We start from the raw sequence: 21,950 nt of genomic DNA, 5'->3' as shown, positions 1-21,950 counted from the left end.
CCTTCCGAACATTGAAAACAAAGCGCTTTGTCGGATCGTTCAGGAAGTTGGCCTAGGCTGACGGGCGTCTGACGATTTACTCTTGGGTGTCGAATCACCCAATCCGTCCCGGAACGAGGCATCTTTGACAATCAAACCGGTTCAAGCCTCGCTCCCTTCCGGGTCTGCCGCTGCGCCCGGAGACGCTCCCCTTATGCGCCGCACTGAGCCGGCGGCTGGAATGGATCTTCTCGCCACCCTCGGGCAAGTCAGTTTTTCGTGGGACATCGCCAGCGACACCCTGCACTGGAGTGACAATGTCGCGGCCGTGCTTGGCGATATTCCGCAACCGGCCTTATTGAAAGCAGGCGAATTCTCGAAACTGATCGAGCCGATGCGCGGTATCCGCATCGATGCCGTGCTGAACTCGACGGCGACCGACGGCGGCGAGGGCGTGCCTTACCAGATCGAATACGGGCTGCGCGCCAGCACATCGTCGCCGGTGCTCTGGATCGATGAATGCGGCCGCTGGTTTGCCGGCGCGGACGGAAAGCCGTCCTGCGCACACGGCATCATCCGCATCAACAACGAACGCCATGCCCGGGACGAGCAGCTCTTGAAGCTGTCGCAGGACGATCCGCTCACCGGCGAATTTAACCGCACCCGCCTGGCGGCAGCGCTGGCCGAGGCCATCGAAGAGGCGGGCCGCTTCCGTTCCTCCTTCGCCTTCATGCTGGTCGGTATCGATCATCTTGCGCAAATCAACGACGCCTTCGGATACGAGATCGCCGATCAGGTCATTCTTGAAGTCGCCAAGCGCATTCGTGCGCGGTTGCGTGGCGGTGATGTGCTCGGGCGGTTTTCCGGCAATAAATTCGGACTGATCCTCAAGAATTGTTCGGTCGACGACATGCATGTCGCCGCTGAGCGCTTTCTTGCGGGAATCCGCGATGAGGTCGTGCCGACGCAATCCGGACCTGTTGCACTGACCGCGTCGATCGGTGCGATCAATGCGCTGCGGCACGCCAGCACGGTCGAGGAGGCGATGAGCCGGACCCAGGAAGCGCTGGATCTTGCCAAGGCGCGCCGCCGGGGCTCGCTGATGGTCTGGCGTCCGAATGTCGAGCGTGAGGCCCAGCGCCGGGTCAACATCCGCGTCACCGATGAAATCGTCACAGCGCTGAACGAGCGCCGCATTGTGATGGCCTATGAGCCGGTTGTGGCGACCGTTTCGCGGCAGCCGGCCTTCCACGAATGCCTGGTGCGGATGCGGCAGGAGGACGGCGCGTATTCGCTGTCACCGGATATCGTTCCGGTCGCCGAAAAACTCGGCCTGATCCGGCTCGTCGATCACCGGGTGCTCGAACTCGTCGTCGCTGAGCTCGCGGACGCGCCGCATGCACAGCTCAGTCTGAATATTTCGCCCGACACAACGATGGATCCGGACTGGTGGGCCAGTATCGAATCGCTGATGCGGGCCCATCCCGGCGTCGCTGAGCGGCTGATCGTTGAGATCACGGAAACCGTCGCCATTCAGGATCTGGATGACGTTCGCGGGTTTGTCACGCGGCTAAAGAATTTCGGAAGCCGCATCGCCATCGACGATTTCGGCGCCGGCTACACGTCATTCCGCAATCTGCGAAAGCTCGGCGTGGATATCGTGAAGATTGACGGAGCGTTCGTGCAGAATATCGCGCGGTCGTCGGACGATCGTGCGTTCGTTCAAACGCTGATCGATCTTGCGCACCGGCTCGGCATCAAGACGGTTGCCGAATGGGTGCAGGACGAAGAGTCGGCCAAGCTGTTGCAGGGCTGGGGCTGCGATTACATTCAGGGCCGGCTGACGGGGCTCGCGTCCCTGACCAAGCCGTGGGCGACCGCTGTAAAAGCGCCGCAGGGCGCAACGCCTGCGGCGGCGATAGCGGCAAGCTGACGTCGCAAACTGAAGTCAGGGATGGCGGCAGACCCTGTCGCCACATCGCGCTGGCAGGAGAGGGTTCGTTCAGCCCTTGTTTTCCGATTCCCTCGACATCCGTTCGAGACGGTCCTGCATCTCTTTCATCTGACGCTTGAGATCGTCAATGTCGGCCTCGGCCGGCTCATTGGCAGTCGGCGGCGATTCAGCGGACGGGGTTTCCTTCCGCAATGGTGCGCCGAACGGCTTGAACATCGCGAACGTACGCTCGAACATTTCCATGTTGCGGCGGACATGTTCTTCCAGCGGTGCGAACGGCGTGTTGCTGAACGTGTTCGTCATCTGCTTGCGGAACTTTTCCTGTTCGCGAGTCAGCGTGTCGATGGATTGTTCGAGATACTTCGGCACCACCATCTGCATGCTGTCGCCGTAGAAGCGGATCAACTGGCGCAGGAAGGTGGTCGGCAGCAGGTTCTGGCCGGCCTTGTTCTCCTGCTCGAAGATGATCTGGGCCAGGACCGAGCGCGTAATGTCGTCGCCGGTCTTCGCATCATAAACGAGGAAGTCTTCGCCTTCCTTCACCATCGCGGCGAGATCCTCAAGCGTCACATACGTGCTGGTGCCGGTGTTGTAGAGGCGCCGATTGGCGTACTTTTTAATCGTAATTGGCTGGTCGGATTTTGCCATGGACTCACACATACCTAGCGAAAAGAGGAACCGGAGGACGTTGTCGAGGGCAGTGCAAACAATGCATCGCAATAAACTAAGCACTTTCAGAAAGGTACGGCTACCGTTTTGTGCAGGACGGTTAATGTCCGGGCAGGCCCCCGATCCGGGAACCCCTCCCGAACCGCAGAATGCCTTTGGCCGATTGACACCAGAAGGTTAGGTTAAGAGGATAAGAACGAGAGCCCAGTCCGCCAGTCCGGCTGGCTTCCCTCGCGACCTCAAGCCCAGGAGATACCCATGACCGACGATGTCGTCATCGTCAGCGCCGCCCGCACTGCCGTTGGCAGTTTCAATGGTGCGTTCGCTAACACCCCCGCTCACGATCTCGGCGCCGTTGCTATCAAGGCCGCCCTGGAGCGTGCGGGCATCGAGCCGGGCCGTGTGTCCGAAACCATCATGGGGCAGATTTTGACCGCTGCGCAGGGCCAGAATCCCGCACGGCAGGCTTCTATCGGGGCGGGCATCCCGGCGGCGAGCCCTGCCTGGGGCGTCAACATGCTGTGCGGCTCGGGCCTGCGCTCGGTGGCGCTGGGCTATCAGGCGATCACCAACGGCGATTCCGAGATCGTTGTCGCCGGTGGTCAGGAATCCATGAGCATGGCGCCCCACGCGCAGTATCTGCGCGGCGGGGTGAAAATGGGGTCGCTCGAATTCGTCGATACGATGATCAAGGATGGCCTGTGGGACGCTTTCAACGGGTACCACATGGGCAATACTGCGGAGAACGTGGCGAAGCAGTACCAGATCACCCGCCAGCAGCAGGACGAGTTCGCCGTCGCTTCGCAGAACAAGGCGGAAGCCGCGCAGAAGGCCGGCAAGTTCAAGGATGAAATTGTCCCCTTCACGATCAAGACGCGCAAGGGCGACGTTGTTGTTGAGGCCGATGAATATCCGCGCCATGGTGCGTCGATGGATGCGATGGGCAAATTGAAGCCCGCCTTCGAGAAGGACGGCTCGGTCACTGCGGGCAACGCATCCGGCATCAACGACGGCGCCGCCGCTCTCGTGCTGATGAGCGCCAAGCAGGCTGCCAAGGAAGGCCGCACGCCTATCGCCCGCATTGTGTCGTGGGGTCAGGCCGGCGTCGATCCTGCGATCATGGGAACGGGGCCGATCCCGGCGTCGCGCGCGGCATTGCGGAAGGCTGGCTGGAAGGCTGATGATCTGGATCTGATCGAGGCGAACGAGGCATTTGCCGCGCAGGCCTGTGCAGTCAACAAGGACCTCGGCTGGGATCCTGCGAAGGTCAACGTCAATGGCGGTGCGATTGCTATCGGTCATCCGATCGGTGCATCGGGTGCGCGCGTGCTGGTGACGCTGCTGCATGAAATGCAGAAGCGCGATGCCAAGAAGGGCCTCGCCACGCTCTGCATCGGCGGTGGTATGGGCATCGCATTGTGTGTTGAGCGATAAAATTCTCTGAACGCAGTGCACAAATCAAAATGCCCGGCGATTTGCCGGGCATTTTTTCTTGCTGTTATCGCAATTGACCTGAATACTTATTTTCCAAAAACACTTCAGTGAACTGCGGAGGGGATACCTGACATGGCACGCGTGGCATTGGTAACAGGCGGAACACGCGGCATCGGCGCTGCGATCAGCAAGGCGTTGAAGGCTGCGGGCTACAAGGTTGCGGCGAGTTACGCCGGCAACGATGAGGCCGCTGCAAAATTCAAGGCCGAGACGGGAATTCCCGTTTTCAAGTGGGACGTCGCCGCCTTCGATGCATGCGCGGAGGGTGTGAAGAAAGTCGAGGCCGAACTCGGGCCGATCGATGTGCTGGTCAACAATGCCGGCATCACCCGCGACGTGCCGTTCCACAAGATGTCGCTCGACCAGTGGAATGCGGTCATCAACACCAATCTCGGCTCGCTGTTCAACATGACACGGCCGGTCATTGAGGGCATGCGCGGCCGCAAGTTCGGACGCATCATCAGCATTTCATCGATCAACGGTCAGAAGGGCCAGTTCGGGCAGGTCAATTATTCGGCGGCGAAGGCCGGCGATATCGGATTTACCAAAGCGCTCGCGCTTGAAAACGCGCGCGGTGGAATCACGGTGAATGCGATCTGTCCCGGTTATATCAACACCGAGATGGTGCAGGCCGTGCCGAAGGACGTCCTCGAGAAGAACGTGATCCCGCAAATTCCGGTGAGCCGCCTCGGTGAGCCGGAAGAAATCGCGCGCGCGGTGGTATTTCTTGCCTCTGACGAGTCGGGCTTCATCACGGGCTCGACGATGACCATCAACGGCGGACAGTACCTGCAATAAGCTCCGATCCCGGAAGTGCGGCAATCGGCCGATGGATATGGTGTTGTCGCGGATTGAATGGCATTGATCCGCGATGACGTCCTCAACCGCCACTCTTGTCGGCCTTGCCGCCATCATCATGTGGTCGCTGCTTGCCGCGCTCACTGTTGCGACGGGCCGCGTTCCGCCGTTTCAACTACTCGCAATGACATTCGCCATCGGCGCCTGCGTCGGTCCCTTGACCTGGCTGTGGCGGCCGTCGGCCATTCGCGCCTTGCGGCAACCGCTTGCAGTATGGCTGATCGGCATCGGCGGCTTGTTCGGCTATCACGCGCTGTATTTTCTCGCCCTGCGCCTCGCACCGCCGGCTGAAGCCGGGTTGCTGAACTATCTGTGGCCGCTGCTGATCGTGTTGCTCTCGTCGCTGCTGCCGGGCGAACGGCTGGCACCGCATCATATCGTCGGCGCGGTTCTGGGCTGCGCCGGAACAATCTTGCTGTTCGCAGGCAATGGCGGATCGTCACCAGATCCGGCGCATATACCGGGCTTTGTCGCGGCCTTTGTCGCAGCGTTCGTCTGGGCAGGCTATTCGGTGATGTCGCGCAAACTCGCGGCGGTGCCGACCGATGCGGTTGCCGGATTTTGCCTTGCGACCGCGCTGCTGGCCGCGATGTGCCATTTCGCTCTCGAGACGACGGTCTGGCCGGAGACGACGGTGCAATGGCTTGCCATCGTGGCGCTTGGCATCGGGCCGGTGGGGATCGCGTTTTTCGTGTGGGATATCGGCATGAAGCGCGGCGACATCCGCGTGCTGGGTGCTGCGTCCTATGCCACGCCACTGCTGTCGACCGCGTTTCTGATTCTAGCGGGCTTTGCCAAGCCGACCGCGACGCTGGCTATCGCAGCCGCGCTGATTGCGGGCGGCGGGTTGATCGCCGCGAAGGACATGATCGCTAAACGGTCTGCCTAGACGGGCGACCATCCCGGCGGCGCAAGCTCGAATGTTGCAAAATCGAATCCGGGCGCGACGGTGCAGCCGACCAGAGTCCAGTCGCCCGTGCTCTCGGCGGCCTGCCATGCATGGGCGGGGACGACGGCCTGCGGCTCCTCGCCGCCAGCGAGATCGGCGCCAAGCCGGATCACCCGCTCGCCGTTGTCACCGGCGACCCGCAGCGTCAACGCGCTGCCGGCGTGATAATGCCAGACCTCGGCTGCATCGACGCGATGCCAATGGGATCTTTCACCGCGCGCGAGCAGAAAGTAGATCGCAGTGGATGCAGCCCGCCCGCCGTTGACGCTGCGGGAATCGCGAAAGGTCTCGCGATAGTGCCCGCCTTCAGGATGCGGCTTCAGGCTGAGCCGCGCGATGACGTCGCGCGAGGTCAACCCGGCTTTGATGGTTGTCATGCCTTGTTCTTGCGCTCGCGCAGTTCGCCAAAAACCTCTGCCGGGCTTTTGCCCGCGAGGCCGACGGCGGCTGCGACGGCGGGAACATCCGCGCGCAGGAACGTGTTGGCTTCCTTCTCGTCGCGAATCAGGGTCGGAATCGTCGGCTGGTTCTCCGCGCGCAGCTTCGCCACTTCCTCCGCGCGGGCTTTCAGCGCCGGATTGTTCGGCTCGATGCCGAGCGCGAACTTGACGTTGGAGGCGGTGTATTCGTGGCCGCAATAAACGCGCATGTCGTTCGGGAGCGCGCGCAACTTCAGCAGCGACTCCCACATCATCGGATAAGTGCCCTCGAAGACACGGCCGCAGCCAATTGAGAACAGCGTATCGGCGCAGAAGAGCGCGCGGTCCTCGTCGAACACGTAGCTGATGTGATCGAGGGTGTGGCCCGGGGTTTCCAGCACGCGTGCGCTCAGGTTGCCGACCTTCACGGTGGCGCCTTCCTTGACGCGCTCATCGACAAGCGGAATCGCGGCGGCCTTGTCGTGTGGCGCGACCACCCGGCAATTGTATTTTGTCTTGAGTTCGGCGATCCCCCCGACATGATCCATATGATGGTGGGTGACGAGAATGTCGGTCAGCGTCCAGCCTTCGCGCTGCAAAGCCTTGATGATGGGGCCTGCTTCCGGCGCGTCGATCGAGGCGGTGGCCTTGGTGACCGGATCGTGAATGAGGTAGCCGAAATTATCGGACAGGCAGGGGAACAGGCGAATCTCGGCAGCCATGACGTCTCCATTCATCGAGGATGGCGCAGGCTAACACGCCCTTATTCGCGAGTGAAATGCGTTAACGTCGTTCCGGAGATCGCCTCGCGGCCGCTGCATGGCGCTGTTCCCCGTGATAGGCTAGTGTGGCGGCTCGCAAGTCCGCATCATTTCTACGGCTGTATTTTGCGGACTTGCGAGCTAAAGCCACACTAGAACTATATTTTTCTAGTGTCCTTTCAAATCCGAAGTTCGCTTGGGAGCGTGCTGCGAAATGAAACGAACTTCGGATTTGGGACACTAGCGTCATGACAATCGACGTGATCGATCTTCGCAATTTCTATTCGCAGCGCCTCGGTGCGGTGGCGCGGCGGCTGATCAATCGCGGCATTCAGCGATACTGGCCGAACGCGGACGGCCTGCGCGTCGCAGGGCTCGGTTATCCGACGCCTTATCTCGGCCTGTTTCGCGAGGACGCCGAACGGTGCTTCGCGCTGATGCCGGCCGCGCAGGGCGTTTTAAAATGGCCGACGTCGCGCCCGACCCTGTCGACTCTGGTTGATGAATTTTCACTGCCTCTGGCTGATGCTGCGGTCGATCGCATCCTGCTGGTTCACGCGCTGGAAATATCGGATGACCCGGAAGGGCTTCTGCGTGAAGTGTGGCGTGTGCTCGCGCCGTCTGGGCGGATGATGGCGATCATTCCCAACCGGCGCGGGGTGTGGACGCGCACCGACAACACGCCGTTCGGGCACGGCCGGCCTTATTCCAGGTCGCAGATTACCCAGCTGTTGCGGCAGACATGGTTCACGCCGACGGCATGGGGCGAAGCGTTGTTCGTGCCGCCGTTCCAGAGTGGATGGGTATTGCGTTCGGCGGTGGCCTGGGAGCGGATGAGCGCTGCGGTGTCATCGCCGTTCGCGGGTGTTCATATTGTTGAAGCGTCGAAGCAGGTCTATCGCGCGATCCCGGCGCATCGCGAACGCACGCGGCTGATTCCGTCGATGCCGCCGGTTCTCCTGCCAACGCCGACACGGCGCGATGATCGGCCCGCAACCCGCTGAACGGCCGCCTGAATAACAATGGCCCGCCTGAGGAATGCTCGGGCGGGCCATTGTATTGCTCAGGTCATGCCGTCCCGGGCACGAGGTCAGATCGCGCGGCTTAATCGCTGGCCGATTCCACCGGAGGCTGAGCGGCCCCTTCGGGACGCGGGCCTGGCGGACGACGCCGGCGGCGGTGACCGAAACGCTCGCCGTTGCCGGGATTGACGTTGCCTTCGGCGCTGGGCGCGTTGGGCAGCGGCTGAGCGCCGCCTGTAATGAAAGACGGAAGGCGGTCAACCTGATCCCCTTCGACAGGCTGTGGGGAAGGTTGCGGCTGTGATCGATTGTCGCGGTCTCGGTCGCGATCGCGGAAATTCTGCTCACGCGGCTGATGCTGTTCACGCGGATACGGCTGTTGTTCGCGGGGCTGAAACTGCGGCTGCGGTTGTGGCTGATGCCCTGGCGCGAAGCCGGGTTCGGCGCCGAAGTTGGAGTAGCTGTCGCTGTCATCGCCGTTGTCGTCGAGCGCATCGCCATCGGCGCGCGGCATCGGCTGCTGTTGCTGCGGCTGGTTCTGGCGGAATTGCTCCTGCGCCGCGGCGATCAGCCGGAAATAGTGTTCCGCATGCTGGTAGTAGTTCTCGGCGGCAACCGGATCGCCGGACGAGCGGGCGTCGCGTGCGAGCTGGACATATTTCTCTGCAACGTGAGAAGCGGTTCCGCGAATCTTGATGTCCGGTCCGTTGGACTCGAACACCCGGGTCATCGGGTTTTGGCCGCGCCGGTTATTGTTATTGTTATTATTATTATTGTTGTTCCGGCTGCGCATGCGCTTGTTGTTATTCGGGCCGTTTCTCATGTGGTGCCTTTTACCGATTCTGGATCGTGGTGATTGATGTGCGGACACGGCCCAGTGCATTCGCGCAGGCGGCGATACCGTAAATATTCAGACCGTGGTTGTCGTACGTCGCGTTCAACAAGGACGCGTTCTCCAAATGCCCGAAGGCAATGAGCCATCTGGGCCGGATCAGCCTGAGCTAACAGGCGCTATGTTTTGCAGTTGAATGTACAAGCGCAATATCAGGCTTTCGTTCGCTTCGCGGTCCCAAGCAGCGCAGCTCTTTCAGCCTTCGCGCTCGTCATGACCTGCCTTTTTGGAACCCTTCACTCGGCGGGCATCCCTTGCGGGATTTCTGGCTTCAACCCGTCATTCCTGACCGGGGCCACGACCCTGAACCGATGTTGTGGCCGGAACGTAGTCGCTCCGGGCCAATATTCCAAGAGGTTTTTTCTGGTCCGAACCCTCTTTAAAACGCCGTTTTTCGGCCCAAGACGGCGCGATGAATACCGCCCAGATCGGCCTTGGGCGAGGATGACAGGGTTAATCCCGCCGCGCGCATCAGCGCGCTCACCTGCGCGCACTGATCGTGTCCGACCTCGAAGATCAGAACCCCGTCTGGAGCGAGCAGAGCCGCCGCCTGAGGCGTGATCGCGCGATAAGCGTCGAGGCCATCCGCGCCGCCGTCGAGCGCCAGATGCGGGTCATGGCCGCGGACATCGCCGTCGAGAAAGGCGATTTCTGCGGAGCGGATGTAGGGCGGATTGGACACGATCAGATCAAACGGGCCGGACAGTGCTGCGGCATAGTTGCACTGCACGAACGAGGCCCGGCCAGCGAGGCCGAGCCGGTTCGCGTTCAGTTCCGCGGTCGCCAGCGCGGTGATGCTGATATCGGTGCCAACGCCTGTGGCATCCGCAAGCTCCGACAGCAGCGCAAGCAGGATCGCGCCGGACCCGGTGCCGATATCGGCAATGCGAAGCGCCTTGGTCGCGCCGGCATTGCCCGCAAAAACGTCAAGCGCTGCGGCAACGATGGTTTCGGTATCGGGACGCGGCACCAGCGTGGCGTCAGAAAGCTGAAGATCGAGGCCCCAGAATTCCTTGTGGCCGAGAATGCGGGCGACCGGCTCGTGCGTCATCCGGCGCTGCGCGAAAGAAACGATGGTTGTTTCCTCGCGGTCGGTAATCAGACGCGAAGCCTGCGTTGCAAGCCCGGTATGATCGAGACCGAGCGCCGCGCCGATCAGCAGCCGCGCGTCGAGGTCAGGCGATTCGATGCCCTTTGCCCTGAGTTGTGCTGCCAATGCGCGCCGCGCCGCCTCGACGGTCAATCCGGCGAACGGCCCGCTGGCGTTCACGACACGCCGCCCTGTTCCGCAAGCTGCGCCGCCTGATGCTCGGTCGTTAGCGCGTCGATCAGTTCGCCGAGAGCGTCGCCCGCAATCACCTGCGGCAATTTGTAAAGCGTGAGGTTGATGCGGTGGTCGGTGACGCGGCCCTGCGGAAAATTGTAGGTCCGGATGCGCTCAGAACGGTCGCCGGAGCCGACCTGGCCCTTGCGCTCGGCGGAGCGTTCGGAATCGAGACGCTGTCTTTCGGCGTCATAAATGCGCGATCGCAAGATGTTCATCGCGCTGGCGCGGTTTTTATGCTGCGAGCGGCTGTCCTGCATCATTACGACGATGCCGGTCGGGATGTGCGTGATGCGGATCGCGGACTCGGTCTTGTTGACGTGCTGGCCGCCCGCGCCCTGCGCGCGCATGGTCTCGATCCGCAGGTCGTCGTTCTTGATGGCGACATCTACATCTTCGGCCTCGGGAAGCACTGCGACCGTCGCCGCGGAAGTGTGGATGCGGCCCTGTGTTTCAGTGTCAGGCACACGCTGCACGCGATGCACGCCGGACTCAAACTTCAGTCGGGCGTACGCGCCGCGGCCCTGCACCTCGGCGATGATTTCCTTGTAGCCGCCCATGGTGCCCTCAGACGCGGAGATCAGGTCGACCTTCCAGCCCTGCAACGAGGCGAAGCGCTCGTACATGCGGAACAGGTCGCCGGCGAACAGCGAGGCCTCGTCGCCGCCGGTGCCGGCGCGAATTTCCAGCACCACGTTGCGATCGTCCATTGCGTCCTTGGGCAATAGGGCGATGCGGATATCCTGCGCGAGTTCGTCGCGGCGCGCTTCAAGCAGCGGCCGCTCGCTTTCCGCCATCGCCCGCATGTCGGGTTCGGTGGCTGCATCCGCGATCAGCGCATCGATGCCGGTGATCTCGTCGTCCGCCGAGCGATACGCCTTCACGGCATCGACCACCGGCGTCAGTTCGCTCAGCTCGCGCGTGATGCGGACATAGGTTTCCGAATTCACTTGGCCGAGCAGTTCGGCTTCAAGCGAAGCATGACGCGCCAGCAACGCGTCGAGTTTGATTTCGGGCAGTGTGGTCATAGGTCTCGGTCGATCAAGGGTGAATTCAGCGGCTGCTTCGGAACGGTCCGGAAGCGTCGCTACAACGAAAGCCCTTCGGCTTCGGCGAATTCCATCAGCTTGCTGCGGATCGAGACGCTTCCGGCCGGCGCATCCAGCAGCGGCGTGATCATGGCTTCGGCCTTCTTGGCGTCGAGGTCAAGAATCAGCGCCTTCACCGGACCGTGCGCTGTTGCCGACAGCGACAGCGAGCGATAGCCGAGTGCGATCAGCGCCAGCGCGCCGAGCGGTTGCGAGGCCATTTCACCGCAAAGCGAAACGGACTTGCCTGCCGCGGTGGCTTTTGTCGCGATGTCGCGAAGGGCGCGCAGGATCGGCGCCGACAGCGTATCGAAGCGGTCGGTCACCCGCGAATTGCCGCGATCGACCGCGAACAGAAACTGGAACAGGTCGTTGGAGCCGACCGACACGAAGTCGACCCGCTTGAGCAGTTCGTCCATCTGATAGAGCAGCGCCGGAACTTCGACCATGGTGCCGACATCGACGCGTTCGGGCAGGGTATGTCCGTGCTGGCGCAGATAGGTCAGTTCGCGTTCGATCACGAGTTTTGCCTGATCGAATTCGTCGACCTGCGAGATCATCGGGAACATTACGCGCAGGTAGCGCCCGGAGGCGGCGCGTAGCAGCGCGCGGATCTGTCCGCGCAGCAGGCCCGGCCGGTCCAATCCCAGGCGGATTGCACGCCAGCCCAGCGCCGGATTTTCCTCGACGATGGTGTCCATGTACGGCAGCGCCTTGTCACCGCCGATGTCGAGCGTGCGGAAGGTGACCGGCTTGTCACCGGCGGCGTCGAGCACTGCGCGATAGAGCGACAGTTGTTCGCTGGTGCGGGGCAGGCTCTGCCCGACCATGAACTGCAACTCGGTGCGGAACAGTCCGATGCCGGACGAGCCCGTGTCATCGATGTGGGGCAGGTCGATGATGAGACCGGCATTGATCATCAGGTCGACGGGCTGGCCGTCTTTCGTGACACAGGGCTTGTCCCGCAGTTCGCGGTACTGCTCCTGACGGCGGGCGCGAAAGCGGACGCGCTCGGCGTAGGCCGACTGGATTTCGTTCGACGGGCGGATGTAGATCGAACCGGAGGTGCCATCGACGATGATCGCGTCGCCGGGATCGGCGATGCCTGCGGCGTTCGGTACCTCCCCGACCGCCGGAATGCCGAGCGCCCGCGCCACGATCGAAACGTGTGAATTGGCGGTGCCTTCTTCCAGCACGAGACCGCGCAGCCGCTTGCGGTCGTAATCGAGCAATGCGGCCGGACCCATCGAGCGCGCGATCAGAATCGCATTGTCGGGCAACTGCTCGCGTGACGGCGCGTGATCCTGTCCGACGAGCTGGCGCATCAAACGGTGGCCGAGATCTTCCAGATCGTGCAGGCGGTCGCGCAGATAGGGATCGGTCGAGCGCAACATGCGGGCGCGTGTGTCGGACTGCACGCGCTCGACGGCGGCTTCGGCGGTGAGACCCGTCGCGACGGCTTCATGCAGCTTGTGCTGCCAGCCCTGGTCGTTGGCGAACATGCGATAGGCTTCAAGCACGTCGCGGTGTTCGCCGCCCTCTGCGACATCGCCGCGCTCCAGCATGCGGTCGAGATCGGCGCGCAGCTTGAGGATTGCGGTATCCAGCCGCTTGAGCTCTTTCGGTAGGTCCTCGGCGATGTAGTTGGTGATGACGACCCGCGGCTCGTGCAGCACGACATGACCAAGCGCGATGCCGTCCGACAGGATCGCACCGGTCTTGTGCAGCGAATGGCGCGCGGCGGGTTCAGCGCCGGGCTTGGCAATGGCGGACAGTTCGCCCGAGGCGATCATTTCCGCGACCACCATGGCGGTGGTCTGCAGTGCCTCGACTTCTTCCTCGACGTAGGTGCGGTGGGCGCGGTTCTGCACCACGAGCACGCCGAGCGTATTGCCTGACCGCAGAATCGGCACGCCGAGGAACGAATGATAGATTTCTTCGCCGGTTTCCGGGCGATACGAGAACGCTGGGTGCGATTGAGCGTTCGACAGGTTTAGCGGCGTCGCCTCGGACGCAACGAGACCTACGAGGCCCTCATGGGCGTTCAGCACCGTCTGGTGGACCGCGTCCCGGTTCAAACCCTCGGTGGCATAGAGCTCAAGGGTGTTGTCGACGCGCAGCACGTAGGTCGAACAGACCTCCGCCACCATATTGGCGGCGATCAGCACCACGATCTTGTCGAGCCGTTCCTGAGCGCTGACCTGTTCGGCCATCACTTCGCGGAGCCGTCTCAACAAGACGCGGGGGCCTCCCAGCGCGCTCCGCATCCGTTGACATCCTTACCCGCAATTTCAGCACGGCCCGCAACCGGCTGTGATAGCGTTAACTAGCAGTAAAATAACGACTTTTCAGGTCTCGCGTGGGCCGCTTGGCCGATTTTGGGACGTAGCAGACGGTCCAGAACCAGAGGCGCGGGCGCGGGTGCCTTATCCTGAGGCTATATCGAATCGAGGCGCGTTTTGCCAAGCAAAACACCTGCCAAAGATGAGAGGCAGTCCAGCAAAATGACCTCGGCAGGATGCCGCGGCAGCGGACTGCCAAAATAAGATTTAGGCCTGATCGAGCCCGTAAAGCGTGTGCAGCGTCCGGACAGCCAGCTCGGTATAGGCCGCGTCAATCAGCAGCGAGAACTTGATCTCGGACGTGGTGATGGCGCGGATATTGATGTTGCGCTCCGACAGCGCCTTGAAGGCCTGCGCAGCGACGCCGGCATGGCTCCGCATGCCGATTCCGATCACCGAAACCTTGGCGACGTCGGTGGCCGAGTCCATCGCCTTGTAGCCGATCTTGTCCCTCGCCTTGGCGATGGTGTCCTTGGCGCGGGTATACTCCGAGGCGGGAACGGTGAAGGTGAGGTCGGTGGTTTTGCCGTCCTCGGACACGTTCTGCACGATCATGTCGACGTTGATGCTGGCGTCGGCCAGCGGGCCGAAGATGGCTGCAGCCACGCCGGGTTTGTCGTCGATCTGGCGCACGGAGATCTGGGCTTCGTCCTTCGAAAAGGCGATACCGGTGACGACTTGGCTCTCCATGATTTCCTCCTCGCTGCAAATCAGCGTTCCCGGCGGCGTGCCGTGGGGGTCGATGTCTTCCGGCTTGTCGAAGCTCGAGCGCACGAACACCGGTACGTTGTGAACCATGCCCAGTTCCACGGAGCGGACCTGAAGCACCTTGGCGCCTTGCGACGCCATTTCCAGCATTTCTTCGAACGCGACCTTCTCAAGCCGCCGCGCCTTCGGCACCACGCGCGGGTCGGTCGTATAGACGCCGTCGACATCGGTGTAGATGTCGCAGCGCTCGGCCTGGATCGCAGCCGCGATTGCAACTGCAGACGTGTCGGAGCCGCCGCGCCCCAGCGTGGTCACGCGTCCCGTCGGCTCGTGAATGCCCTGGAAGCCGGCGACGACGGCGACTTCCTTGCGTTCCTTGAATCGCTTGATCAGTTCGCGGCCGTCGATTCCTGTGATGCGCGCGGATGCATGCGCGTCGCTGGTCAGGATCGGAATCTGCCAGCCCTGCCAGGAGCGGGCCTGGATGCCGAGCGATTGCAGCACAATGGCGAGCAGTCCCGCGGTGATCAATTCACCCGAGGCAACGATAGCATCGTATTCGCGCGCGTCGTGCAGCGATGAGGCTTCGCTCGCCCAGGCCACCAGTTCATTGGTTTTTCCGGACATGGCCGATACCACCACGGCGACGTCATGGCCGGCATCGACCTCGCGCTTCACATGCTGCGCGACGTTGCGAATGCGGTCGATGTTGGCGACGGACGTGCCGCCGAATTTCATCACAAGGCGACCCATGGTGGATGGCGCTGTCCCGGTTCGGTTGTTGTCAGTAAGGAGCCAGTTCCGCGCAAAACGGCAGCACGGCCCCGAAAAGGCGGCTATACATACCCATCAGGTCGCGAGCAAGCAACAGGACGGGAATGGGCCGCTATATCGACGATATCCTGCAGCCAGGGGAGAAGATTCTGTATTCCACTACAATTCACGGGATCATCTATGTCCCGGGTCTGGCTTGCCTGGCGGTCGCCGGGGCCTGTCTGGTCGGTTCGGGCGGCGGAGTCATCCTGCCGCTGTTGGCATTGAGCGCCCTGCTGGCGCTTGTAGGGGGCTTCCTGCTGTTTCGGGCCTGGTTCCAGCGCTGGACGATGGAAACCGACGTGACCTCGCTGCGGCTGGTTCACAAGGAAGGATTCATCAAGCGCGAGACCTTCGAGATGAGTTTGGATAAAATCGAAAGCGTCGATGTCAGCCAGAGCATTGCGGGCCGAATTTTTGGATGGGGAGATGTCACCGTTAATGGTGTCGGGGAGGGCACCAAGACGATAAAGATGATTGGCGCGCCGGTCGAATTCCGCAACCATATCACGGCTCGCTAGCGCGCAAGTTCTTCGGCTCGACAGGCGCCAACCGGACAAGACCTCGGTATGACTACAAATTCTTCATCTGCGTCCACGGTCGATCCCGGCGAAGTCGCGCGGTTCTCACAGCTGTCCGAACAGTGGTGGGATCCCAAGGGCAAGATGGCGCCGCTGCACAAGATCAATCCGCTGCGGCTGGCCTATATCCGTGACACCGCGTGCCGCAAGTTCGACCGCAATCCGAAGAGCCTGAATTGTCTGTCCGGATTGCGCATTCTCGATATTGGCTGCGGCGCGGGACTGCTGTGCGAACCGCTGACACGTCTCGGCGCGCAGGTGATCGGCGTCGATCCGTCGGCCACCAATATCGCGGTCGCCAAGCTTCATGCCGAGCGGGGACACCTTTCCATCGACTATCGCTGCACCACGATCGAAGAGATGGACCCGCGCGAGCGTTTCGACATCGTGCTGGCGATGGAGGTCGTCGAACACGTCGCCAATGTCGGGATGTTTCTCGATCGCTGCGCCGCGCTGCTCAAGCCGACCAGCATGATGGTCGCGTCGACCATCAACAGGACATGGAAGAGCTTTGCGCTGGCGATCGTGGGAGCGGAATATGTTCTGCGTTGGCTGCCACGCGGCACCCATCAGTGGGACAAGTTCGTGACGCCGGCGGAACTCACGCATCATCTGGAGCGCAACAAGCTCGCCATCAGCGATCAGGCGGGGGTGGTCTACAATCCGCTCGCGGACCGCTGGAGTCTCTCCTCCGACATGGATGTGAACTACATGCTGGTCGCGGAAGCGGCGATCTAAGTAAGCATGCAACGCCGGCATGATATCGTGCCGGTTGACCGCAGGCTGCTGACAGGGCCTGTGGGATCATGATGCTCCCGCCGCTCTGGTCTCGTCCTTCATCATGACCCAGCTCATATGGCTCTGGATCCCCTTCACGCTGCTGGCGGCGGCAGGCCAGGTCGTGCGCAACGCCATGCAACGCGGGCTGACGGCCCAACTCGGCACGCTCGGGGCGACCCATATCCGCTTCCTGTTCGGATTTCCGTTTTCACTTGTCTTTCTCGGACTGATTCTGGCCGTTACCGGCGACCGGCTGTCATGGCCCGAAACCGGCTTCTGGGCTTGGCTGGTGGTCGGCGGCATGGCGCAGATCCTCGCCACCGCACTGATGCTGATGGCCATGAACGAGCGCTCGTTCGTGGTCACGACGGCTTACCTCAAGACCGAAGCGATTCAGGCGGCGATCTTCGGCTTCGTGTTTCTGTCGGATCATCTCACCGCCCTGAAGGTCGCAGCGATCTTGATCGCCACCGTTGGCGTGGTGATCACGGCCTTGCGGCCCGGCGGCATGAAGGGGTTCGGCAATCTGAAGCCCACGGTGCTTGGTCTTGTGGCGGCGGCTTTCTTCGCACTGTCGGCGGTCGGCTATCGCGGCGCCATCCTCAATGTCACGAGCGTGAGTTTCGTAACCGCGGCCAGCCTGACGCTGGTGGCGACATTGCTGATGCAAACCCTTGTGCTGTCGGGTTGGCTCATCGTGCGTGCGCCGGGAACGATGACCGCGATCTTTCGCCTGTGGAAGCCGTCGATGTTCGCAGGTTTCATGGGATCGTTCGCCTCACTGTTCTGGTTTCTCGCCTTCGCTCTCACCGCCGCGGCGAATGTCCGAACCCTGGCGCTGATCGAGGTGCTATTCGCGCAAGGCGTGGCCTACTACTCGATGAAGCAACCGATCTCGGCGCGGGAAATTGCCGGAATTGCGCTGATATTAGCCGGCGTTGCGATGCTGGTGGCGGGCTGAGCTACTTTTTCAGCGCGAGAAGCACCGCGCCTGTGGCGATCAGCGCGATCCCGAGCCAGCCAGTCGCGGAGGGGCGTTCGCCGAGGAACACGAAGGCGAACAACGCGACCAGCACCACGCTGAGTTTGTCGATCGGAGCCACGAGTGTCGCGGGGCCGAGTTTGAGCGCGCGAAAATAGCAGAGCCAGGATGCGCCGGTTGCGAGTCCCGACAGGACGAGGAATGTCCATGTCCTTGTCGAAATCGGGCCGGGCGCGCCGAACTGGCCGGTGGCAAAGAGGATCACCGCAAAACTCGCCAGCACGATCACGGTGCGAATGAAGGTCGCGAGATCCGGATTGATGTCCTCGACGCCGACTTTCGCGAAGATCGCAGTGAGGGCTGCAAACACCGCCGACAGCACGGCCCACATCTGCCACGAGCCGGACCAGGACATCGCATCGGGGTTCATGGGTGATCCGCGGTTTGTTCTAGTTCCTGTCGCCGGGCAGGACCGGCAGAGGTGCGACTTCAACGCCCTCGTCGATCAGCGCGCGAGCCTCCTCGGCGGTTGCCTCGCCGTAGATTGCGCGATGCTCGATATCGCCGTAGTGCATCTTGCGGGCTTCATCGGGAAACTTGTTGCCGACATTGTCCGCGTTCCTGAGAACGTGGTCGCGCAGTTCCTTCAGCTTTGACAGGAGCTCGCGCTCCTGCGGCGCCATCACCAGCGATGTCGATGCTGTGTCCTCGGCGGGGGCTGCTACGGGCTCCGGCGCCGATTTGGATTTTCCCTTGCGCGCGATGCGCGGCGCCATGATCGCTTTTTCGACCTTGGTGGAGTCGCATACAGGGCACGCGACGAGCCCGCGCTTGTGCTGGCTGTCGTAAGCCGAAGAGCTCTGAAACCAGCTGTCGAATTCGTGGCCGCGCTCACAGCGCAGCGCATAACGGATCATGCCGATCCTCGCACGAGATGCAGATGCTCCGGTCCGGCTTTCGGATCGGCGAGGCCGAAGCGGCGGCCATGCTGCAGGGAGGGAATGCTCTTGCGGACCGATTGAACTTTCGCCGGATCGATTTTCGCCAGCACCACGCCGGGCTCGACGCCGCCTTCCGCCAGGATTTCACCCCAAGGGTCGACAATCAGCGAATGGCCGTAGGTCTCGCGGCCGCTTTCATGTTTGCCGGCCTGCGCGGCCGCGAAGATGAAGCAGCCGTTCTCGATGGCCCGGGCGCGCAACAGGGTGCTCCAGTGGGCCTCGCCGGTCCTCACCGTGAACGCGGACGGCACCGTGATGAAGGAGGCGCCCGCTTCGGCGAGCGCGCGGTACAGCGCGGGAAAGCGGACGTCGTAGCAGATCGTCAGTCCGATGCGGCCCCACGGCAGGTCCGAGATCACCGCGGTTTCGCCCGGCTGATAGTTGGCGGACTCGCGGTAGCTCTCACCGCCATCGAGCTCGATATCGAACATGTGGATCTTGTCGTAGCTGGCAAGGATGTTGCCGTCCGGCGCGATCAGGAACGAGCGATTTGCCGCGCGCTCGGGATTGGCGCGCACCGCCAGCGAACCGATGTGCAGGTAAATCTTCAGCTCGCGCGCCAGTTCACGATAAGCCTTGAGCGAACGGTCATCTTCCTCGCTCGCGAGCAGTTCGAACAGCGCCTTGCGGTTCTGCTGAATGATGTTGGAAACTTCGGGTGTCTGGACATAGTCCGCGCCCTTGTCCTTCGCTTCGCGGATCAGCGCGATCCCCTGGGCAAGGCTCGTTTCCGGCCGCAGCGCCGTGCGCATCTGTACCATGGCTGCAGTGAACGGAGCGCCGGTTTCAGTGCTGGCCGTCATGACGATACCTTCTGACCGGCGAGCAGGCCATCGAGTTTGCCTTCGCGGTCGAGCGCGTAAAGATCGTCGCAGCCGCCGACATGCATCCTGTCGATGAAAATTTGCGGAAACGTAGCGCCGCCCTTGGCGCGCTCGACCATCTCCGCGCGCCAGGTCGGATCGATCGCGACGTCGAACTCAGTAAAGGCAGCGCTTTTGCGCGCGAGCAGCGATTTCGCAGCGCTGCAATAGCCGCATCCGGGACGCGTGTAGATCTCGATCAGTGCAGCCATGGTTTGCCTTTACGGAACGGGAAGGACTCAAATTATATGGGGGTCTGGAGCATGTCCACAACCCGCGAGAACACCAGCACATCCACCGATGCAGCCCTGGACCGCAATAACGCACGCGCGCAGGCGTCAACTGTTGCGCCGGAGGTCAAAACGTCGTCAATCAGCACGATCCGGCGGCCCTGCACGATGGATTTGTTCTCCGGCGGGACTTTGAACGCGCCCTGCACGTTGAGCGCGCGATCCGATCTGGAGAGACCGACCTGCTGCAGCGTCGGCCGCACGCGATGAAGGGCGTTGCCGATCACGGGCAGGTTGGCGGATCTGCCGATCACCCTCGCCAGTGCGCCGGACTGATTGTAACGGCGGGTCCAGCCGCGCCGCCAGTGCAGCGGCACCGGAATGAGCGCATCGGCATCGCTGAGAAGTTCCTGACCGGCCCGCGCCATCCAGCGGCCCATGGTCGGCGCCAAATCAGTGCGGTCCTGATACTTCAGGGCATGGACCATGGTCCGCGCCACCTCGTCGTAACGAACCGCGGCGCGTGCGCGCTGATAGGCCGGCGGATCGGCGATGGCCTGCATCGACAAGAGACCCGGTCCCGGATCGTAGACAAACGGAATGCCGAGCCGCGTACAGAATGGCGGCGCGATGAACGACAGTTTCGCCCAGCATGTGGCGCAGAGGCCTTCGCCGGCGACCGGCTCGCGGCAGGAGACACACAGCGTCGGCAGAGCGATGTCGAGGGCGGCGCGCGGCAGCGAAGCGAGGGTCGCTCCGCAGGCTCTGAGCGTGCCGAAAACCCGGCTGCGCAACCGGCCTGAAGGATGTGACGATGCCTGATCGAGCCCCGACATGATCTTCCCCGCTGTCGGAGGCTAGTTCCGGCGGCTATCAGAGACAAGCACGCCAGTGGTCCGATTCTAACATTCGTATCCCGTCTCGGCGGCTATCGTTTGCGAATGTTAGAATCAAAGGACCACTGGCAACACCAAGTTTCGAGTGGAGTTTTGGATTTGACATTCGCGGTACGCGATATCCGGTAAGATGGGTCGCGAATGTCAAATCCACTCCACTCATTGGGAATTGCCAGAATAGTCTTTGAGGGCGTACCTACGGCCATGACCTCGTCCCCGACCGATACGCCGCCCCGCCTGTTCGATCGCGCTGTGTTGCGCGTCCGGCAGAATCGTGCCGCACGGCAGGGTGGCGCGTCATTCCTGCTCGATCGCGTGGCGGAGGATATGGCGGAACGGCAGCAGGCCGTTCTCCGCGAGTTTTCCGACGGCATCGATCTCGGCACGCCCGGTGATCAGGTGCGCGCCGCGCTGACGGACAGCGTCCGGAAACTGCAAGCGGTGGAGCTGCCGCTCTCCGATAACGAACCGCTGGCGCTGGTGCCGGTGTCCATCGATCTTTTGATCTCTGCGCTGGCGCTGCAGTTTGTCAATGATTTGCCGGGTGTGCTGGCGCAAATCCGCCGCGCGCTGAAGCCGGACGGATTGTTTCTCGCGGCGATGATCGGTGGTGAGACGCTGACCGAATTGCGGCAGTCTTTCGCTGCGGCAGAATCCGAGGTGGAAGGCGGCGTGTCGCCGCGCGTAGCGCCGTTCGCCGACTTGCGCGATCTGGGTGCGCTGCTGCAACGCGCGGGCTTCGCGCTGCCGGTGACGGATGTGGATCGCATCGTCGTGCGCTACGACAATGCGTTTGCGCTGATGCAGGATTTGCGGCGGATGGGCGCGACCAACATTTTGAACGAGCGCCGCCGCACGCCGTCCCGCCGCGCCACGTTTCTCAAGATGGCGCAGATTTATGCCGAGCGGTTTTCTGATCCCGACGGACGTATCCGCGCCACCTTCGACATCGTCTGGCTGTCGGGCTGGGCGCCGCACGAAAGCCAGCAGAAACCGCTCAAGCCCGGTTCGGCGAAAATGTCGCTGGCGGATGCGGTGAACAAGGCGCGTGAGCCGAAAGGTTAGCGCTTGGTCAAGCATCGTGCGCGAACTCTCTATGCCGTCCGCACGTTAGCGACGGCGGCCGGAAGCCGCCTATGCCTCCCCACAAGGGGGAGGGAGATGTCAGGCATCGTGCACTCCATTCAGATTCAGTTTTCAAACAGCCACTTCCATAGACGCGCGTGATTACTCTCGCGCATCGCGCGAGTTGATCCCTTAGTCTCGCCCCTAAAACGAGGGGCATGGAGCGCCGCGAGGCGCAAATGTGTTGTTTCGCTTCCTCTGCGAGGAGGAAGCGCGTCGC

General features: G+C 62.3%; 22 protein-coding genes. 9 read left to right on the top strand and 13 right to left on the bottom strand.

Annotated elements, in window-relative coordinates:
- Positions 1 to 193: 193 nt before the first annotated feature.
- Complete coding sequence (locus BN32_RS14855) at positions 194 to 1,912, top strand: bifunctional diguanylate cyclase/phosphodiesterase (protein ID WP_019199544.1); 1,719 nt, start codon at positions 194 to 196, stop codon at positions 1,910 to 1,912.
- Positions 1,913 to 1,981: 69 nt separating this feature from the next.
- Here the strand turns inward: BN32_RS14855 and phaR are convergent, their stop codons facing one another.
- On the bottom strand, positions 1,982 to 2,581 hold the full coding sequence (gene phaR / locus BN32_RS14850; protein ID WP_019199545.1) for a polyhydroxyalkanoate synthesis repressor PhaR: 600 nt from the start codon (positions 2,579 to 2,581) through the stop codon (positions 1,982 to 1,984).
- A 279-nt stretch (positions 2,582 to 2,860) separates the two neighbouring features.
- Between phaR and BN32_RS14845 the strand changes: the two genes are divergently transcribed.
- From BN32_RS14845 to yddG, 3 genes are all read left to right on the top strand, one after another.
- Positions 2,861 to 4,036 carry an acetyl-CoA C-acetyltransferase gene (locus tag BN32_RS14845; protein WP_019199546.1) on the top strand — a complete coding sequence of 392 codons (1,176 nt, stop codon included), beginning with the start codon at positions 2,861 to 2,863 and terminating at the stop codon, positions 4,034 to 4,036.
- 132 nt (positions 4,037 to 4,168) lie between these two features.
- A complete protein-coding gene (gene phbB / locus BN32_RS14840; protein ID WP_019199547.1) occupies positions 4,169 to 4,894 on the top strand; it encodes an acetoacetyl-CoA reductase in 726 nt (241 codons plus the stop codon).
- Positions 4,895 to 4,967: 73 nt separating this feature from the next.
- The gene (yddG, locus tag BN32_RS14835) at positions 4,968 to 5,843 is read left to right on the top strand and encodes an aromatic amino acid exporter YddG (protein WP_019199548.1); all 876 of its coding nucleotides are present in this window, start codon (positions 4,968 to 4,970) and stop codon (positions 5,841 to 5,843) included.
- Here yddG and BN32_RS14830 read toward each other — a convergent pair.
- Together BN32_RS14830 and gloB are read right to left on the bottom strand one after the other, a co-directional pair.
- A complete protein-coding gene (locus tag BN32_RS14830) occupies positions 5,840 to 6,280 on the bottom strand; it encodes a cupin domain-containing protein (protein WP_019199549.1) in 441 nt (146 codons plus the stop codon). The genes yddG and BN32_RS14830 overlap by 4 nt on opposite strands.
- Entirely contained in the window at positions 6,277 to 7,044 is a 768-nt protein-coding gene (gene gloB / locus BN32_RS14825) for a hydroxyacylglutathione hydrolase (protein ID WP_040426567.1), read from the bottom strand. The genes BN32_RS14830 and gloB overlap by 4 nt, the downstream gene beginning before the upstream one ends.
- 287 nt (positions 7,045 to 7,331) lie before the next feature.
- On the opposite strand from gloB, the gene BN32_RS14820 reads away from it, so the two are divergent.
- Complete coding sequence (locus BN32_RS14820; RefSeq protein ID WP_019199551.1) at positions 7,332 to 8,087, top strand: methyltransferase domain-containing protein; 756 nt, start codon at positions 7,332 to 7,334, stop codon at positions 8,085 to 8,087.
- A 100-nt stretch (positions 8,088 to 8,187) separates the two neighbouring features.
- On the opposite strand, the gene BN32_RS14815 is transcribed toward BN32_RS14820, so the two are convergent.
- From BN32_RS14815 to BN32_RS14795, 5 genes are all read right to left on the bottom strand, one after another.
- Entirely contained in the window at positions 8,188 to 8,928 is a 741-nt protein-coding gene (locus BN32_RS14815) for a DUF4167 domain-containing protein (protein ID WP_019199552.1), read from the bottom strand.
- Positions 8,929 to 9,376: 448 nt separating this feature from the next.
- A complete protein-coding gene (gene prmC, locus BN32_RS14810; protein ID WP_040426566.1) occupies positions 9,377 to 10,267 on the bottom strand; it encodes a peptide chain release factor N(5)-glutamine methyltransferase in 891 nt (296 codons plus the stop codon).
- Positions 10,264 to 11,349: a peptide chain release factor 1 gene (gene prfA / locus BN32_RS14805; protein ID WP_040426565.1), complete on the bottom strand. Its 1,086-nt coding sequence runs from the start codon at positions 11,347 to 11,349 to the stop codon at positions 10,264 to 10,266. The genes prmC and prfA overlap by 4 nt, the downstream gene beginning before the upstream one ends.
- A 59-nt stretch (positions 11,350 to 11,408) precedes the next feature.
- Positions 11,409 to 13,676 carry a phosphoenolpyruvate--protein phosphotransferase gene (gene ptsP, locus BN32_RS14800; protein WP_019199555.1) on the bottom strand — a complete coding sequence of 756 codons (2,268 nt, stop codon included), beginning with the start codon at positions 13,674 to 13,676 and terminating at the stop codon, positions 11,409 to 11,411.
- A gap of 282 nt (positions 13,677 to 13,958) precedes the next feature.
- The gene (locus tag BN32_RS14795; RefSeq protein ID WP_019199556.1) at positions 13,959 to 15,212 is read right to left on the bottom strand and encodes an aspartate kinase; all 1,254 of its coding nucleotides are present in this window, start codon (positions 15,210 to 15,212) and stop codon (positions 13,959 to 13,961) included.
- 125 nt (positions 15,213 to 15,337) lie between these two features.
- Between BN32_RS14795 and BN32_RS14790 the strand changes: the two genes are divergently transcribed.
- The 3 genes from BN32_RS14790 to BN32_RS14780 all read left to right on the top strand — a co-directional run bounded on the left by BN32_RS14790 (position 15,338) and on the right by BN32_RS14780 (position 17,594).
- Complete coding sequence (locus tag BN32_RS14790; protein WP_019199557.1) at positions 15,338 to 15,793, top strand: PH domain-containing protein; 456 nt, start codon at positions 15,338 to 15,340, stop codon at positions 15,791 to 15,793.
- Positions 15,794 to 15,841: 48 nt separating this feature from the next.
- Positions 15,842 to 16,591: a bifunctional 2-polyprenyl-6-hydroxyphenol methylase/3-demethylubiquinol 3-O-methyltransferase UbiG gene (gene ubiG, locus BN32_RS14785; protein ID WP_019199558.1), complete on the top strand. Its 750-nt coding sequence runs from the start codon at positions 15,842 to 15,844 to the stop codon at positions 16,589 to 16,591.
- Between the two features lie 103 nt (positions 16,592 to 16,694).
- Complete coding sequence (locus BN32_RS14780; protein ID WP_019199559.1) at positions 16,695 to 17,594, top strand: DMT family transporter; 900 nt, start codon at positions 16,695 to 16,697, stop codon at positions 17,592 to 17,594.
- A 1-nt stretch (position 17,595) separates the two neighbouring features.
- On the opposite strand, the gene BN32_RS14775 is transcribed toward BN32_RS14780, so the two are convergent.
- The 5 genes from BN32_RS14775 to BN32_RS14755 are packed head-to-tail and all read right to left on the bottom strand — an operon-like array spanning position 17,596 to position 20,545.
- Positions 17,596 to 18,045: an EamA family transporter gene (locus BN32_RS14775; RefSeq protein ID WP_019199560.1), complete on the bottom strand. Its 450-nt coding sequence runs from the start codon at positions 18,043 to 18,045 to the stop codon at positions 17,596 to 17,598.
- Positions 18,046 to 18,064: 19 nt separating this feature from the next.
- Positions 18,065 to 18,532 (bottom strand): DUF1178 family protein, encoded by a 468-nt coding sequence (locus BN32_RS14770; protein WP_019199561.1) that lies wholly within the window; start codon positions 18,530 to 18,532, stop codon positions 18,065 to 18,067.
- A complete protein-coding gene (locus BN32_RS14765) occupies positions 18,529 to 19,419 on the bottom strand; it encodes a carbon-nitrogen hydrolase family protein (protein WP_019199562.1) in 891 nt (296 codons plus the stop codon). The genes BN32_RS14770 and BN32_RS14765 overlap by 4 nt, the downstream gene beginning before the upstream one ends.
- The gene (gene grxC, locus BN32_RS14760; protein WP_019199563.1) at positions 19,416 to 19,691 is read right to left on the bottom strand and encodes a glutaredoxin 3; all 276 of its coding nucleotides are present in this window, start codon (positions 19,689 to 19,691) and stop codon (positions 19,416 to 19,418) included. The genes BN32_RS14765 and grxC overlap by 4 nt, the downstream gene beginning before the upstream one ends.
- Positions 19,692 to 19,723: 32 nt before the next feature.
- Positions 19,724 to 20,545, bottom strand: coding sequence for a ComF family protein (locus tag BN32_RS14755; RefSeq protein WP_019199564.1), 822 nt, complete (start codon positions 20,543 to 20,545; stop codon positions 19,724 to 19,726).
- A 264-nt stretch (positions 20,546 to 20,809) separates the two neighbouring features.
- Here BN32_RS14755 and BN32_RS14750 point away from each other — a divergent pair, with 264 nt between their 5' ends.
- Complete coding sequence (locus BN32_RS14750) at positions 20,810 to 21,670, top strand: methyltransferase domain-containing protein (RefSeq protein ID WP_019199565.1); 861 nt, start codon at positions 20,810 to 20,812, stop codon at positions 21,668 to 21,670.
- Positions 21,671 to 21,950: the final 280 nt, after the last annotated feature.

The sequence above is a fragment of the Afipia birgiae 34632 genome (assembly GCF_000308295.2).
Lineage (GTDB): Bacteria > Pseudomonadota > Alphaproteobacteria > Rhizobiales > Xanthobacteraceae > Afipia > Afipia birgiae.
The sequence above is the reverse complement of the archived record's forward strand: the minus strand, read 5'-3'. Positions and strand labels throughout refer to the sequence as shown.

What these genes read in the sequence shown, in the direction of transcription:
- BN32_RS14855 (WP_019199544.1), top strand. Translation starts at nt 194, where the DNA reads ATGCGCCGCACTGAGCCGGCGGCTGGAATGGATCTTCTCGCCACCCTC.
- phaR (WP_019199545.1), bottom strand. Translation starts at nt 2,581, where the DNA reads ATGGCAAAATCCGACCAGCCAATTACGATTAAAAAGTACGCCAATCGG.
- BN32_RS14845 (WP_019199546.1), top strand. Translation starts at nt 2,861, where the DNA reads ATGACCGACGATGTCGTCATCGTCAGCGCCGCCCGCACTGCCGTTGGC.
- phbB (WP_019199547.1), top strand. Translation starts at nt 4,169, where the DNA reads ATGGCACGCGTGGCATTGGTAACAGGCGGAACACGCGGCATCGGCGCT.
- yddG (WP_019199548.1), top strand. Translation starts at nt 4,968, where the DNA reads ATGACGTCCTCAACCGCCACTCTTGTCGGCCTTGCCGCCATCATCATG.
- BN32_RS14830 (WP_019199549.1), bottom strand. Translation starts at nt 6,280, where the DNA reads ATGACAACCATCAAAGCCGGGTTGACCTCGCGCGACGTCATCGCGCGG.
- gloB (WP_040426567.1), bottom strand. Translation starts at nt 7,044, where the DNA reads ATGGCTGCCGAGATTCGCCTGTTCCCCTGCCTGTCCGATAATTTCGGC.
- BN32_RS14820 (WP_019199551.1), top strand. Translation starts at nt 7,332, where the DNA reads ATGACAATCGACGTGATCGATCTTCGCAATTTCTATTCGCAGCGCCTC.
- BN32_RS14815 (WP_019199552.1), bottom strand. Translation starts at nt 8,928, where the DNA reads ATGAGAAACGGCCCGAATAACAACAAGCGCATGCGCAGCCGGAACAAC.
- prfA (WP_040426565.1), bottom strand. Translation starts at nt 11,349, where the DNA reads ATGACCACACTGCCCGAAATCAAACTCGACGCGTTGCTGGCGCGTCAT.
- ptsP (WP_019199555.1), bottom strand. Translation starts at nt 13,676, where the DNA reads ATGCGGAGCGCGCTGGGAGGCCCCCGCGTCTTGTTGAGACGGCTCCGC.
- BN32_RS14795 (WP_019199556.1), bottom strand. Translation starts at nt 15,212, where the DNA reads ATGGGTCGCCTTGTGATGAAATTCGGCGGCACGTCCGTCGCCAACATC.
- BN32_RS14790 (WP_019199557.1), top strand. Translation starts at nt 15,338, where the DNA reads ATGGGCCGCTATATCGACGATATCCTGCAGCCAGGGGAGAAGATTCTG.
- ubiG (WP_019199558.1), top strand. Translation starts at nt 15,842, where the DNA reads ATGACTACAAATTCTTCATCTGCGTCCACGGTCGATCCCGGCGAAGTC.
- BN32_RS14780 (WP_019199559.1), top strand. Translation starts at nt 16,695, where the DNA reads ATGACCCAGCTCATATGGCTCTGGATCCCCTTCACGCTGCTGGCGGCG.
- BN32_RS14775 (WP_019199560.1), bottom strand. Translation starts at nt 18,045, where the DNA reads ATGAACCCCGATGCGATGTCCTGGTCCGGCTCGTGGCAGATGTGGGCC.
- BN32_RS14770 (WP_019199561.1), bottom strand. Translation starts at nt 18,532, where the DNA reads ATGATCCGTTATGCGCTGCGCTGTGAGCGCGGCCACGAATTCGACAGC.
- BN32_RS14765 (WP_019199562.1), bottom strand. Translation starts at nt 19,419, where the DNA reads ATGACGGCCAGCACTGAAACCGGCGCTCCGTTCACTGCAGCCATGGTA.
- grxC (WP_019199563.1), bottom strand. Translation starts at nt 19,691, where the DNA reads ATGGCTGCACTGATCGAGATCTACACGCGTCCCGGATGCGGCTATTGC.
- BN32_RS14755 (WP_019199564.1), bottom strand. Translation starts at nt 20,545, where the DNA reads ATGTCGGGGCTCGATCAGGCATCGTCACATCCTTCAGGCCGGTTGCGC.
- BN32_RS14750 (WP_019199565.1), top strand. Translation starts at nt 20,810, where the DNA reads ATGACCTCGTCCCCGACCGATACGCCGCCCCGCCTGTTCGATCGCGCT.